Origin of the sequence: Sphaerisporangium dianthi, assembly GCF_042654065.1 — a bacterium.
GTDB classification, from domain to species: domain Bacteria; phylum Actinomycetota; class Actinomycetes; order Streptosporangiales; family Streptosporangiaceae; genus Sphaerisporangium; species Sphaerisporangium dianthi.
Genome location: NZ_JBHSFP010000057.1, coordinates 17,247 through 30,223, shown reverse-complemented (window position 1 = coordinate 30,223; position 12,977 = coordinate 17,247). Strand labels below are relative to the sequence as shown.

General features: G+C 70.7%; 12 protein-coding genes. 3 read left to right on the top strand and 9 right to left on the bottom strand.

The window, feature by feature from the left end; translation table 11 throughout:
• Positions 1-163: 163 nt before the first annotated feature.
• The 3 genes from ACFO60_RS38930 to ACFO60_RS38920 all read right to left on the bottom strand — a co-directional run bounded on the left by ACFO60_RS38930 (position 164) and on the right by ACFO60_RS38920 (position 5,400).
• Positions 164-1,444, bottom strand: coding sequence for a sugar ABC transporter substrate-binding protein (locus tag ACFO60_RS38930; protein ID WP_380851883.1), 1,281 nt, complete (start codon positions 1,442-1,444; stop codon positions 164-166).
• 93 nt (positions 1,445-1,537) lie between these two features.
• Positions 1,538-3,259, bottom strand: coding sequence for a hypothetical protein (locus ACFO60_RS38925; protein ID WP_380851880.1), 1,722 nt, complete (start codon positions 3,257-3,259; stop codon positions 1,538-1,540).
• Positions 3,260-3,402: 143 nt separating this feature from the next.
• Positions 3,403-5,400 carry a glycoside hydrolase family 127 protein gene (locus ACFO60_RS38920; protein ID WP_380851877.1) on the bottom strand — a complete coding sequence of 666 codons (1,998 nt, stop codon included), beginning with the start codon at positions 5,398-5,400 and terminating at the stop codon, positions 3,403-3,405.
• A 296-nt stretch (positions 5,401-5,696) separates the two neighbouring features.
• On the opposite strand from ACFO60_RS38920, the gene ACFO60_RS38915 reads away from it, so the two are divergent.
• On the top strand, positions 5,697-6,749 hold the full coding sequence (locus tag ACFO60_RS38915) for a LacI family DNA-binding transcriptional regulator (RefSeq protein ID WP_380851875.1): 1,053 nt from the start codon (positions 5,697-5,699) through the stop codon (positions 6,747-6,749).
• A gap of 225 nt (positions 6,750-6,974) precedes the next feature.
• Here ACFO60_RS38915 and ACFO60_RS38910 read toward each other — a convergent pair whose 3' ends face one another.
• Together ACFO60_RS38910 and ACFO60_RS38905 are read right to left on the bottom strand one after the other, a co-directional pair.
• Positions 6,975-7,730, bottom strand: a complete 756-nt coding sequence (locus ACFO60_RS38910) for a MerR family transcriptional regulator (protein ID WP_380851872.1) — start codon at positions 7,728-7,730, stop codon at positions 6,975-6,977.
• Positions 7,731-7,859: 129 nt separating this feature from the next.
• Positions 7,860-8,657, bottom strand: a complete 798-nt coding sequence (locus tag ACFO60_RS38905; protein ID WP_380851869.1) for an alpha/beta fold hydrolase — start codon at positions 8,655-8,657, stop codon at positions 7,860-7,862.
• A 727-nt stretch (positions 8,658-9,384) separates the two neighbouring features.
• On the opposite strand from ACFO60_RS38905, the gene ACFO60_RS38900 reads away from it, so the two are divergent.
• Positions 9,385-9,690, top strand: a complete 306-nt coding sequence (locus tag ACFO60_RS38900; protein ID WP_380851866.1) for a hypothetical protein — start codon at positions 9,385-9,387, stop codon at positions 9,688-9,690.
• An 11-nt stretch (positions 9,691-9,701) separates the two neighbouring features.
• Here the strand turns inward: ACFO60_RS38900 and ACFO60_RS38895 are convergent, their stop codons facing one another.
• Genes ACFO60_RS38895 through ACFO60_RS38885 form a run of 3 tightly spaced genes read right to left on the bottom strand, consistent with a single transcriptional unit; the run spans position 9,702 to position 11,131 of the window.
• Entirely contained in the window at positions 9,702-10,280 is a 579-nt protein-coding gene (locus tag ACFO60_RS38895; RefSeq protein ID WP_380851886.1) for a hypothetical protein, read from the bottom strand.
• Complete coding sequence (locus ACFO60_RS38890) at positions 10,234-10,587, bottom strand: AAA family ATPase (RefSeq protein ID WP_380851863.1); 354 nt, start codon at positions 10,585-10,587, stop codon at positions 10,234-10,236. The genes ACFO60_RS38895 and ACFO60_RS38890 overlap by 47 nt, the downstream gene beginning before the upstream one ends.
• A 46-nt stretch (positions 10,588-10,633) precedes the next feature.
• Positions 10,634-11,131: a cupin domain-containing protein gene (locus ACFO60_RS38885; protein WP_380851860.1), complete on the bottom strand. Its 498-nt coding sequence runs from the start codon at positions 11,129-11,131 to the stop codon at positions 10,634-10,636.
• Between the two features lie 106 nt (positions 11,132-11,237).
• Between ACFO60_RS38885 and ACFO60_RS38880 the strand changes: the two genes are divergently transcribed.
• On the top strand, positions 11,238-12,110 hold the full coding sequence (locus ACFO60_RS38880; protein ID WP_380851857.1) for a LysR family transcriptional regulator: 873 nt from the start codon (positions 11,238-11,240) through the stop codon (positions 12,108-12,110).
• Between the two features lie 117 nt (positions 12,111-12,227).
• Here ACFO60_RS38880 and ACFO60_RS38875 read toward each other — a convergent pair whose 3' ends face one another.
• Positions 12,228-12,974, bottom strand: coding sequence for a TetR/AcrR family transcriptional regulator (locus tag ACFO60_RS38875; protein ID WP_380851854.1), 747 nt, complete (start codon positions 12,972-12,974; stop codon positions 12,228-12,230).
• Positions 12,975-12,977 lie beyond the last annotated feature (3 nt).

Below are 12,977 nucleotides of genomic sequence, written 5' to 3'. Positions count from 1 at the left end.
GCCGCGGAGCCGCCGGCCGCCTCGGCCGGCCGCCCGCGAGGGGCGCGGCCGGCGTCTGTGTTGCGTGTTCCATGCTGTCCTTCGTTCGGCAGAGAAGTGAAAGCGACCATGAACCCGGGGCACCGACGCGCCCCGGGTCCTCCCCCGGCCGTGCGCGTCGCTCCTACTGGATGGCGCTCGCCGCGGCGGCCTGGGCGGCGGTCAGCGCCTCCTGTGGTTGCTGAGCTCCGCTGAGGGCGGCCTGCATCGCCTTCCACATGGGCTCGGAGATCTTCGGATACTTCGTGCCGAGATCATCGCTGGTGCGGCCCTTGGCGGCCTTGACCGCCTCGACCCACACCTTCAGCTCCGGGTTCTCCGTCACCTGCTTGCCCTGCACCTGCTCGGTCGGCGCGATGTACGACAGCGTGGTGTCGGTGGCGTAGGAGTTGTCGGTGCTGGTCAGGCAGGTGACCAGCTTCTGCGACACGGCGTAGCGCGCGGCGTCCTTCTGCACCGGGATGCTGACGAACTCGCCTCCGGTCGGGGCGGGCGCGGCTCCGCCGTCCTTGCCGGGGATCGGGATGATGCCGTACTCGAAGCCCGCCTTCTTGGCGTTGGCCAGTTGCCAGGTGCCGTTCTCGCTGAAGGCGAAGTCGCCGGTCGCGAACTCCTGCCAGCTGGTGGTCTGGGTGTTGTTGATGACCGAGTTGGGGGCGTAGCCCTTCTTCAGCCAGTCGGTCCACAGCGACAGCGCCGAGACCCCCTCCGGGGAGTCCAGCTTGGTGAGCTGAGCGCCCGATCCCCAGAACCAGGGCAGGAACTGGAAGCTGCCCTCCTCGGTGCCGATCGCGGAGAAGGTGATGCCCTTCTTGCCCGCCGCCTTCACCTTCGCGAGGGCGGCCGTCAGCGACGCCCAGTCCTTGACCGACGTCGCGGCGACCCCGGCCTTCTTCAGCACGTCCTTGTTGTAGTAGAGCGCGAGCGTGTTGGCCCCGATCGGGATGCCGTACGTCTTGCCGCCGATCTGGCCCGCCGCCAGCAGGTTCGGCGAGGAGGCGGAGGTGTCGATCTTCGTCTCGTCGGTCGAGGTCAGCACCCCCGCCTCGGCCAGCGTCGAGACCACCGGGTTGTCCACGATCAGGATGTCCGCCGAGTTGCTCTGCTGCGCCGCCAGCAGTGCCTTGTTGGTCAGGTCGGTGGTGTCGTAACCGGTCCGCTTGACCGTCACCCCGGCCTGGGTCCCGCAGGACTGGAGAAGCTTCACCCAGTCGGAGGTGTCATCGAACTGGGGGTAGGGGTCCCAGATCGTGTAGGTGCCTCCCCCGGCCGAAGCCTGCCCGGCGTCCGTGCCGGAAGAGGAGGAGGGGGAGGGCGCGGACGAGCAGGCCGCAGCGCCGCCCGCCACCGCGACGACGACGAGCGCCGCGCCAAGGCCCCGCCGTCCTGAACGGCGTCTTTCCATGTGTCTTTCCTTTCGAAGCCGGGTCACCGGCTCGGTCTACCGGGTCGGCCGCGCGGGTTCGCACGGTCAGGATGCGAACCCGCGCGGAAACGCTCAGGTGAGCTGGATGTAGTCCAGCTCGGCATAACCGGTGCCACCGGCGAAGCCGGGAGAGCCCTTGGCCAGGCGGATCACGTTGTAGCCGGCCTGCAGGTTGACGGTCGTGGCGACGGTCGCGCCGAACTGGCCCCAGCCTGAGGTGGGCGGGTAGCTGATGGTGCTCCAGCCGCCGCCGTTGTAGGCGAGCCCCTGCGTGGCGGTCGCCCCGGTGCCGTTGGCGTAGCCGACGGTCATGGTGTACGAGCGCGCGGCCGGCACGTTCACGACGAAGTCGACGTAGCTGTCGGTGCGGTGTGCGGTGGTGTTGTTGTCGATGCGGCCGACGTAGCCGCCCTCGGACGCGCTGGAGGCGGTCAGCCGCTGGGCGCGGAAGACCGACGCGTTCTCCGCCTCATAGCGCTGCTGGTAGGTGGGCACCCCGCTCGCCGGCTGGATGACCAGGTTGTAGGCGCTCGTGGCGGACATGTTGGGCACCGAGACGCTGATCTCTCCGTTGCTCACCGTGGCGGTGCTCGTCGAGATCGTGGTCGGCGCCGTCACAGCGGTGAAGCGGCCGTTGGACGGCGTCGACTGGAGGGTCACCCTGACGCTGGAGCCCAGGGCGCCGAGACCGGTGACGCGGACCGTGTTGGTGCCGGACTCGTTGCCGAACACCACGTTGACGATCTTGCGAGTGCTGTCGTAGGCGGCGAAGCCGTCCAGCGCCGTCTGGTTGGCCGGGGTGGTGGTCACCATCCTGCCCGCCATGTCGCCGTACCACTTGTACAGCCACCACGTGCCGGTGGGCTGGTTGCCGTTGACGACGAGCCCGTTCATCGTGCCGTACTCGTACCAGAAGGCCCGGTGCGCGGTCTCGACGCCGCCTCGCTCCAGCTTGGCCACGTAGCTGGCGACCCGGCCGGGGACGTCCACCTCGCTCGTCGCGGCGTACTCGTTGATGGAGATGCGGCGGGGGCTGATGCCGAGCGAGGCCTCCAGCGAACGGTAGTCGGCGATGTTGCCGGCGATGTTGTTGGGGCTGCCCAGCTCGTGCCAGCAGATGATCTCGGGCAGCGTGCCGGTGGCCTTGGCGTTGCTCAGGAAGGACGACATCCAGGAGCGGTTGTAGTAGGAGGTGCTCGGCCCGACGATCGGCGTCGCGGTGTCCAGCGCCCGCACGGCCCGGAAGGTGCGCACCCAGCCGTCGTTGAAGGAACCGGCGGACGCGGTGTTCCACGTCCAGTCCGGCTCGTTCCACAGCTCCCAGCCGACGATGTTGGTGACCGAGGTCGCGTTGAGGCGGGCGCGGACCATCGTGTCGACCTTGGCCAGCCAGTCGTTCCAGCTCACCCATTTGTAGGGGAAGTTGGGATAGATGTCCGGCATCCGGATGTACTCCCCGGCGCCGACCCGGTTGGCCTGCGGGGCCACCAGCAGCGCGTCCCCGCCCGGCGGCTGGCCGTTGGGCCGCTGTCCCACGCCGGGAGCGGGCTGCGTCAACGAGTTGACCTTGAGCGGCAGCAGGGTGGAGTCGGCGGGCCTGCTGTTCTCGGCCAGGCCGTACAGCCCGCCGGTCGCGACGTGGGTGACGGGCCGGAAGGGCTGGGCGACGTTCACCGTGAGGGTGGTCCCGGCCGCCTCGGCGGGCGCCGGCGGGACGAGCCCGCCGAGTCCCGCGGCCAGCACCGCCGCTGTCAGACCGATCGCGCGTCCTGGCGTGAGTCGGGGTCTGCTCATCAGCTACCTCGCTCTTTCTGTGCTCAGATGGGGGGAGAGCAGGAGGTGGAACGGGACCGGCGGCCCTCCCCGAGCAGGCGGAGCGCCGTGGGCGGTCCTATGCGGCGGGCCGTGCCGGCGGCGACCGGCGCGGCCCGCCACGGTCATCCGGTGGTGGCGAGCGGAATCCAGACCCGCATCGGGCCCTCTTTCCGGTTGCCCCACAGGAAGTACGGCACCGCCGTGAGCGTGAGCGGCGTGTTCGTCCGCTCCGAGGCACCGCCGGTGGTGTAGAGCGTGTCGGGCGCGTCGGCGAGCACGCCGCGCGCGCTGAGCACGACCGGGGCGCCGGGAAGGTCGTCCCGGTGAGCCGCCGTGACAGGGGCGTCGGGGTCCAGCCGCACGTCCTCAAGGACGACGCCGGGTGGCAGGTCCGCCTGCTCCAGGCAGTACACCAGGGGCCCGCGCGCCAGCGTGACGCATCCGCGCACCGCGTCGACCCTCGGATGCGCGCTCACCTGCCGGACCGGCATGTCGAGGTCGAGGACGACCCTCGTACCCGGCGTCCACGCGCGGGTGAGCCGCACGTAGCCGTCGCGCGCCGGCGCCTGCACCGGTTCGCCGCCGATGCTCACCGAGTACGCGGCGCACCAGGACGGCACGCGCAGCGCGAGCGTCCACGGCCGGCTCAGCCCTTCCCCGCCCTCCACCGTCAGCTCGATCCGGCCCTGCCATGGATAGTCGGTGCGCATCTCAATCCGGACCGGTCCCCCCGCCACGGCGGCGGTGAGGGTCGCGTCGCCGTACAGGTGGACCTGCAGGCCGTCTTCGTCGGCCGTCGCCAGGTATCCGGGCAGCGAGGCCATGAGCCGCGCGATGTTCGGCGGGCAGCAGGCGCACGCGTACCAGGGCAGGCGGCGGGCCGCCTCCTCCTCGCCGGAGCCGACGTGCCCGGTGCGCAGTTGCAGGGGGTTGGAGTAGAAGAAGTGCCTGCCGTCGGACGACACCGCGACGGCGATCGCGTTGTACACCGCCCGCTCCATCTCGTCGGCGTAGCGCGCACGGCCGGTCGCGAGCAGCAGCCGCCAGTTCCACTGGAAGCTCGCGATGGCGGCGCAGGTCTCGGCGTACGCCCGATCGGGCGGCAGCTCGTACGGGTCGCCGTACGCCTCGTCCCGGTGGCGCGAGCCGTGCGCGCCGGTGACGTACGTCCGCGTGTGGAAGGCGTCGTCCCACATCCGCTCCGCCGCGTCCAGCAGCGGGAGGTCGCCGGTCTCCACCGCCACGTCGACCATGCCGGCCAGCAGGTACAGCTGGCGCACGGCATGCCCTGCGACCTCCCGCGACTCGCGTACGGGCTGGTGGTCCTGGTGGTAGCGGGGGCCGAACCGGCCATGGCCGAGCAGGCCGCGCCCGCGCAGGTCGAGGAACCGCCGGGCCAGATCCAGGTACGGCCGGTGGCCGGTCAGCCGGTAGAGCTCGGCGAGGGCGGTCTCGATCTCCGGATGACCGCACACCTCCTCCACCCCGTCCGGCCCGAACCGCTCGACCAGCAGGTCGGCGAAGCGGCGGGCGATCGGCAGCAGGCCCGGGTGAGCGCCGACGCGGCCGCCGGCGACGGCCGCCTGGATGAGGTGGCCCGCGCAGTACAGTTCGTGGGCCCAGTCGGGCCTGCGCCACCGCTCCTCGGGCGCGGCGACCGTGAAGTAGGAGTTCAGATACCCGTCGGGCTGCTGGGCCCGGGCCAGCAGTGCCACGGTGTCCTCGACGAACGCCTCCAGAGGGGCGTCACCGGAGGAGGTCGCCAGTTCCCACAGGGCGGCCTCCAGCGTCTTGTGGACGTCGGAATCGGCGAACCACATGCCCTTGAAGGGCTGCTCACCCTCTCCCGCGGCGGCCTGGAGGTTGCCGATGTTGCCGCTGCCGCGCAGGTTGTCCACACAGTGCGGCAGCGTGTCCTCGGCGTTGCGCCGCCGCCAACGGCCCAGCAGGCCCTCGGGGTGCAGACGGGCCTGGTCCACGCCGAGCGGCCGGAGAGCGGCGACGGCCCCCGGCCCGGGGACGGCCGGCCCCGCGGGGACGGCGAGGGCGGACGGGGTCGCTTCGGCGGTCCCCTCCATGCCGGGGTCGGTCGGCGTGTCTGACAGCTTCTGCTCGGTCATTCCGGTCTTTCGTGTGGGGATGCGGAGGTCTCTCACGCGGCCGCGGGGGCTTCGTCCCCCTGACGAGCGGGCCACGGGACCGCCGGGACCGATCGCCGGGAACAACCGCAGGTGAGAAGGGCAGGACGGGAGGGCGCAGCTGATGAGAAAACTCAGGAAAACGATTGCCGTCACGTTACCAACGCCGCCAAGAGGGGTCAACAGTACGTTTCAGCCCTGTTACACGGGCATGCCGACACGCGAGCGGTCGCGCTATACAGTGGACAAGGCAACGACCACCGAAAGCGGAGGGAAATGTGGGGAGACTGGAGCGTCACGCCACGATCACCGACGTCGCGGCGCTGGCCGGGGTCTCGGTGGGCACGGCCTCCAAGGCGCTCAACGGGCGCGGATCGCTTCGCGAGGAGACCCGCAGGCGCGTCCGGGACGCGGCCCGGCAGCTCAATTTCGAGGCGAACGCCGGCGCACGCAACCTGCACTCGGGCCGCACCTACACGGTGGGCATGATCACGACGGACACGATCGGCCGGTTCAGCATCCCCGTCCTGATGGGCGCGGAGGACGCGCTGGGCGCCGGAGAGATGTCGATCTTCCTGTGCGACGGGCGGGGCGACCCGATCCGGGAGCAGTACTACGTCAAGACCCTCCTCAGCCGGCGGGTCGACGGCATCATCGTGACCGGCCGTCGCACCGAGGCGCGCGCCCCCATCGGTGTCGGCCTCCCGGTGCCCGTCGTCTACGCCTTCATCAGCTCGGCCGACCCCGACGACTGCTCGGTGGTCCCCGACGAGGCGGGCGGCGCCCGCAAGGCGATCGACCACCTGCTGGCCATCGGACGTGGCCGCATCGCGCACATCACCGGCCCCGACCACCACAACTCCGCCCGGGTGCGCGCCGCGGCGACGACGGAGCGGCTGGCCGAAGAAGGGCTTTCCCTGGTCGCGCCGCCGCTGTTCGGCGGATGGAGCGAGGCGTGGGGAGGCCAGGCCGCCGGCATCCTGCTCGGGAGCGGGACGGAGTTCGACGCCGTCTTCTGCGGCAGCGACCAGATCGCGCGCGGGGTCTCCGACGCCCTGCGGGCCGCGGGGCGCCGGATCCCCGAAGACGTCGCGCTCGTCGGGTTCGACAACTGGGACGTCATGATCGAGGGTGCCAAGCCGCCACTGACCAGCGTCGACATGAACCTCCAAGGGCTCGGCCGATCCGCCGCCGAAAGACTCCTCGCCGCCATCAACGGCTCCCCCTCCCCCGGCCGTCACGCCCTTCCCTGCCACCTGGTGGTGCGCGAGTCGACCACGGTGCCACTGCGATCCCCACCGGCATCGCCCCCCGGCCCGGCAGGTCAGTGAACCGCCCCCGCAGCCCGTCCGCTGACGACCGTCCCGCTGTTCCTCGGCCGCGACGCCCGCCAGGCGCTGGCCGACTACGTCGGCCAGGAGCGGCCCGGCGATGCCCGCCAGTCCGCCAGCGGCCGCACTGTTCCTGTCGGCCGTCTCCATCGCCGCCCGCCGCCCCGACGGCCGCGTGGAGTTGTCGGACCGGTCAACCGATCACTGCCGCCGGTCGACGCCGCTTCAGCCGGGCGGTTCCGCCAGCCGCTCCGGCCGGATCCAACCGGACCAGCCACGCTCGCGCATCAGGTCCAGCATCCGCGGGATGGACTCGGCGGCAAGAGCGTCGACAAGGTCGAACGCTAGATCGTGGTGCGTCATCTCGCCGGAGGTGTACGCCTGCTCGGCCAGGTTGGCCAGGATGTCGGCGGCTTCTTCCAGGCGCGGGTCGTCGCCTGCGCCGCTTTTCAAGGTCTCCGACAGGATCCGATAGAGGCGAACGAGTTGCGGGTCATCAAGCTGCGCGAGCTTCCCGGGCATGACCTCGTGGATGTGATCGGGCCAGCGTGCCGCAACGAGGATCCACCCGTCCCGCTCACCCTCCACGACCCGCTCTGACACCCCGATCTCGCGAAGTCGATCGAGAAAGGCGACCACGCTCGGCGGGAGCGCCAGACTGTCCCCGGAAGCGAGCTGCGCGATTTGCTTGCGGCTGGCCTGCAACCGTTCGATCTCCTCGCGCAGGCGGCTGTCGATCCTGTGGACCGCTTCGTTGAAGGTCGATGCGTCGGCTTCGAGCATCTGACCGATCTGAGACAGCGGCACACCCGCGCTGGCGAGGGTGCGGATCTTGATGAGGGACACGACCGCCGTTGCGCCATACTGCCGGTAACCCGAGGCATCCCGCTCAGGCTCGGACAGGAGCCCGATCTGGTGATAGTGCCGCACCGCCCGCACCGTGACGCCGGCATAGGCCGCCAGTTGACCAATCGTCAGCATGCTCTGATCCTGCTCTCAAACTCGCTCGGACCCGGTCGACGCCGGCTCAGGAGATCCTGCAACGGCGGGAGATGCAGGCGACGATGCGGATGATTCTCCCGTGCGGGATTCACGGTGACAGCGGCGTCTTCAGTTCCCCTCGTGGTCGAGGGCGGCGACCTCACGTACGGCCTCGGCGATGGCGCGATAGTCCTTACGCAGGATCGAACCGTGGTTGCTGGCGACTTTGGCGCTGATCTGGATGTTCGGATTGCGGGCAGTCACCGCAGGGAGGCTGGCGCGTATCCGTTCGTGCCCGCCCTGGCTTCCGAAGGACTCCCCAGAAGCGACCACGTAGCGCGCCGGGACGGTGATGCTGTCCAGCACGGGGCCCAGGTCGCGCTCGCGGGCGATCTTGCCGAGCTCGATGTTGCTACCTGCCAGCTGGTCGCCGGTCATCCGTGGAGCCATACCGAACGGGCGCAGCAGCTGCATGGGCCACCAGATCCGCTTCCATATCTTGCGCATCCCCGGTTCCATGGACTCCTCGAACCAGTCGTAGGGCTGCGCGCCCTCTACCAAGACCGCGCCCACGGTACGGGCCGGATTCCGGCCGGCCCAGTGCGCCGCGACGAACGCTCCATAGGACCAGCCCACCACCACCGCCCGGGCCACACCCCGGGCTGCGAGGACAGCATCGACATCTCCGATGTTCGTCTCGAACGCGTAATCCGCCGAACGCTTCGACTTACCACGCCCCCGCATGTCGTAGGTGATATGCCGCCACTCCGTCCCCAACTCGGCAAGGACCCGCCGCCAATGCCGCTGAACGGCGGCGTGGCCGTTGAGGTAGATCACGGGGACACCGTCGCCGTTGGTGTCGGTGACGGCTAAGGCCGTATCGTCTACTGGGACCATGCCGGTCCAGGAGGATCGCTCGATGGTCATGGTCTTCCTTTCCTAGAGGTGAATCGGGAACGATGGCCGGTGCCGGTGGCCAGGTCCCGGACGGCACCCTCGAACGAATAAAACGAATAATCCGCCGAGCGCTTCGACTTGCCGTGGGCGCGCTCGTCGTAGGTGATGCGCCGGTAGTCGCTGCCGAGGTCAGAGATGACGCGCAGAAGACACGCAAGTGGCCATCTCGAAGGCCATGCCGCGCAACACACGCAGTTCCTTGTACGACTTCTCCTGCCCTGCACGTGGATCGCCGGCCCCTGGACCCGATCGCTTGTGGGAGGGCTGCTCATGGCAGCCAGAATGGAGGGCTGACGCAGCGTCAGGGTCAAGCCCACAGGGCAGATTCGATTCGTCTGCGTACGCCGATCGTCCGGAACCCGGCGCCGTCCTGCCAGGATCGTCCAGTGCTCGACCAACTCGTCGGTGTGCATCGGGGGGGTGTTTTATGACCAACCAGCATTGACCAGGCAAGTCACAGCAAGATCAACGCATTTGGGGCTCATGACGCGCTTCTTACCGGCACCCGTTCTTGTGCCCGCCCGATGCGTGCCGATAGCCTGGAAGGCTTTCCACTCGGTGGATCGCGCACGATGGGTGCGGGGTTTCCCCCGGCCGGTGCCGCAGGCAAGAAAGGGGTGTGTCGCCGTGAAGCGGCGAACCTAGCCGCCCGCCCGGAAGGTCCGGGAGCCCGGGTGGCGGTTCCGTGAGGAACGAGATGTCCCGTACGGACAAGACGAAGCCGTTGTGGGTGCGCTATGCGGAGCACGACCCCCGGCCGATACACGATCACCGTTACGGCGCCTGTGATCTGCCGTCCGAGCCGACGTGGGAGGACGCCGACACACGCTGCCGCTGGCGGGACCCCAGCGCGCTGCTCTACACCCGCAGCTGCTGTTCGGGATGCAGCAAGCGTGCCTGCGTCATGGAGCGGCAGCAGTACGCCAAGATCGGCAACCGCAGGGAACGCTACGCGGGCCGGCGCGAGGCTCGCCGTTTCGCCGCCGGACAGGACGAGGACTGACGCCGCTCCCGTCACGAGGTCGCGCACGGCCGGGCCGATCCAACGGCCCGGCCGCCCAGCCCATGCGACGATCTCGCCGGGCCGGCGGCGCGTCGCCACCGAGATCGCCGGTGACGCATGACGGCTTCAGCCGCCCGGCTGGACCAGGCCGCTCTCGTAGGCCAGGATGACGAGCTGGACGCGGTCGCGTACCTCCAGCTTGGCGATGGCTCACGTCCAGGCGCTGCCGGGGCGACGGGAGCGGGCCCCTGCGAGGCGGCGAACTGTTCCACCACCCGGCGGGTGGCGCCTGGGGACGGCAGCGCCTCGCCGACGGCGACGGCAGCGACGGCGCGGCGCAGTTCGCTTGAGCGGTCGCCGCGCGCGTCGAGGATCACGTGCAGCCCGGCGGCGCGGGCGTCCGCGATGAGCGTGCCCAGAGAAGCGAGATCGCGCTGAGGGGTGGTGCTGCCGGGGCCGTCGCGCAGGACGCCGATGAGGGAGTTGAGCTCGGCCATCGCGCGGTTCCTGACCTCCTTGGCCACGTGCAGTGCGGCCGCGGCCTCATCTGGGGCCTCTTGGAGGGTGTCGGCGGCGAGGTTGAGCTGGATGCCGACGACCGCCAGGGTGTGGGCGACGATATCGTCGCTCCAGTGCCCGGGTCAGCGCCGTGCCGACGCTGCCGATGAGATCCCGCAGCGGTCCGAGTACGCGCGGCGTCGCCAGGTCGTCGCAGTAGCCGACGAGAAGCCGGCCCTCTGCCGGCAGCACCCTCCCGATGGCCTCGACCAGGCTCGACTTCCCGATGCCCGCTTCGCCGGAGATGAGGATCACGCTGCCGGCCCCGTCGCGGGCGGCGCGGGCGGCACCGCCCAGCGCTGCCAGCTCGTCTTCGCGCTCCAGGATGGCTTTTCCCACCCACTTTTTACAGTCTGGCATGCGGTTCCGGCGAGGGGCGCGGCGGTCATTCCGAGCCCGGCTGCGCCCGCCAGGCGGCGGCATCCGCGAAGTGCAGGTCGTAGCGATCCTGCACCGCCAGCAGTCCGTCCGCGGGCTCCAGGCCATGCTGGACGCGCGCGAGCCGCCGGAAGTAGCCGAACCGTTCGACGCCCGGGGTGAGAACGGCCAGCAGGTCGGCGCCCGTCCCCGGCGCCGCGCCGAACGCGTGCGGCAGCCCCGGCGGCACGACGACGAGCCCGCCCTTGCCGACGGTCGTCACCTTCTCTCCGAGGAGGAACTCCATCTCCCCGTCGAGGACGTAGAACACCTCCGTGGACAGCGTGTGGTAGTGCGGCTTGGCGCCCTCGCGGCCTGGCCCCAGCGTGAGCCGGTTGGCGCCGCACGCGCCCCCGGTCTCGCTCGCGTCGGCGAACAGGGTGAACGCTCCCCCTCCAGGGAGATCGACGACCTCCGCGGACTCGGCGGAGACGACCAGGGCCTGCGTCATGACAGCGGTCATCATCAGCTCCTTTCGAGAACGGATCCATTCGAACCCGGGAAGAAGTCGCGAACCAGAAGCTGTTGTAACCGGCAGTCATCACGGATCGAGATGGGTCGAGGGGCGCGAGGTGGAGCTGCGGCAGCTGGGCTACTTCGTGGCGGTCGCCGACGAGGGCGGGTTCGGCCGCGCCGCCGAGCGGCTCAGCATCGTGCAGTCGGCGGTGAGCCAGCAGGTCCGCCGGCTCGAACGCGAGCTCGGCGTGCCGCTGTTCGACCGTTCGACCCGGCACGTGCGGCTGACCGGCGCGGGGGAGCGGCTGCTGCCGGAGGCGCGGGCGGTGCTCGCCGCCGCGCACCGCACCCGGCAGGTCGCCGCCGACGTCCGCGCCGGTACCGAGGGCGTACTTCGTCTCGGTGTCGTGCAGGGGCCAGGCGACCGGATCTACCGCCTGCTCAAGGAGCTGGCCGCGCTCGCGCCGCGTCTGCGGGTCCGGCCGCGCAGTCTCTCCCTGCCGCACCGGTTGTCCGCGGTCCGCTCGGGCGAACTGGACGCGGCGCTGGGCCGCGCGCTCACCAGCGCGCCCGGCCTGGAGCTCCTGCCGATCTGGCAGGATCGGCTGTACGCGGCGTTTCCCGCCGCGCACCCGCTGGCGCGGTCGGCCGTGGTCGGGCTCGAAGACCTGGGGAGCCTGCCCCTCCGGCTCGCACCGCGCGAGGACAATCCGCCCTTCTACGACCTGCTCACCGAGGCGTGCCGTACCGCCGGCATCGCCCCGCAGGCCGGGCCGCCGTTCACGACGTTCCATGAGACCCTGGCCGACATCGGCGTCGGCGCCCCGTCCTGGACGGTGTTCTACGAGGTGGCCGGCCTGCCCGAGGTGCCCCGGGTCGCCATCCGGCCGCTCGCGGCGCCGATGTTGACGACCTCGCTGGCCGTGCCGCCCGGCCCGCCGACGCCCGCCATACGCCACCTGCTGGACGCCCTGACCCGCCTCACGTGACCTCGGCCCGCCTCGCCTGACCTTGCGTCGCCAGGGTTGGCCTCCTCACAGACGGAAGGCATGGATTCGAGGGTCGTCACGGACGCCTCGAAGACCCGGGTCATGAGATACGGCGCCTCAGCCGTCGGCGGCGAGGCGGTCCAGCCACTCGCGCAGCAGCTGCTGTTCCGCGCCGCTGAGGGCCGTCTGCTCGGGCAGCGTGGCGCGCAGGGCACGGGCGGCGCCGGCCGGGCCCGGATCCTGGACCGCGGGTTCTTCGGTGGTGACGGCGGCGATCATGGATTCCCGGAGCGTGGTGAGCAGGGCCGGGTCGCGCCGGTCCTCGGGCAGGGTCAGCCAGGTCAGGACGGCGCCGCGTGCCGTGGCGTGGATGAGGGTGATCGCGAGGTCTTCGCCGACGCGGAGCCGGCCGCCTGCGGCCAGGCGCCGGATGCGGCCCATCAGGATCTCCATGCCGGCCTTGAAAGCCGCCGACGTCCGGCTCGCGGGCTCGCTGTACATCAGCGTGTACAGGGCGGGATTGGCCAGGCCGAACTCGACCGCCAGGTCCCAGCCGGCCCTCAGGTCCTCGATGTGGTCCCGCGGATCGGGGTCGAGGTGCTTGGTCGCGAGAAACCTGGCGAAGCCGTACTCGGCCACCGCGGCGAGCAGCCCGTCCTTGTCGCCGAACAGGCGGTAGATGGCCGGTGGCTGCACTCCTGCCGCGACCGCGACCGCGCGAGTGGTGACCGCGTCGCGGCCCTCGCGCGCCAGCAGGTCGGCTGCGGCCTCGATGACCCGCTGCCGCGGCTGCTCGCGATCGGTCGCCGCGGTCTCTGATGCGACGGCGGCGGCGCCGTCCCGGCCGGCTGAACGAGACGTCATGGA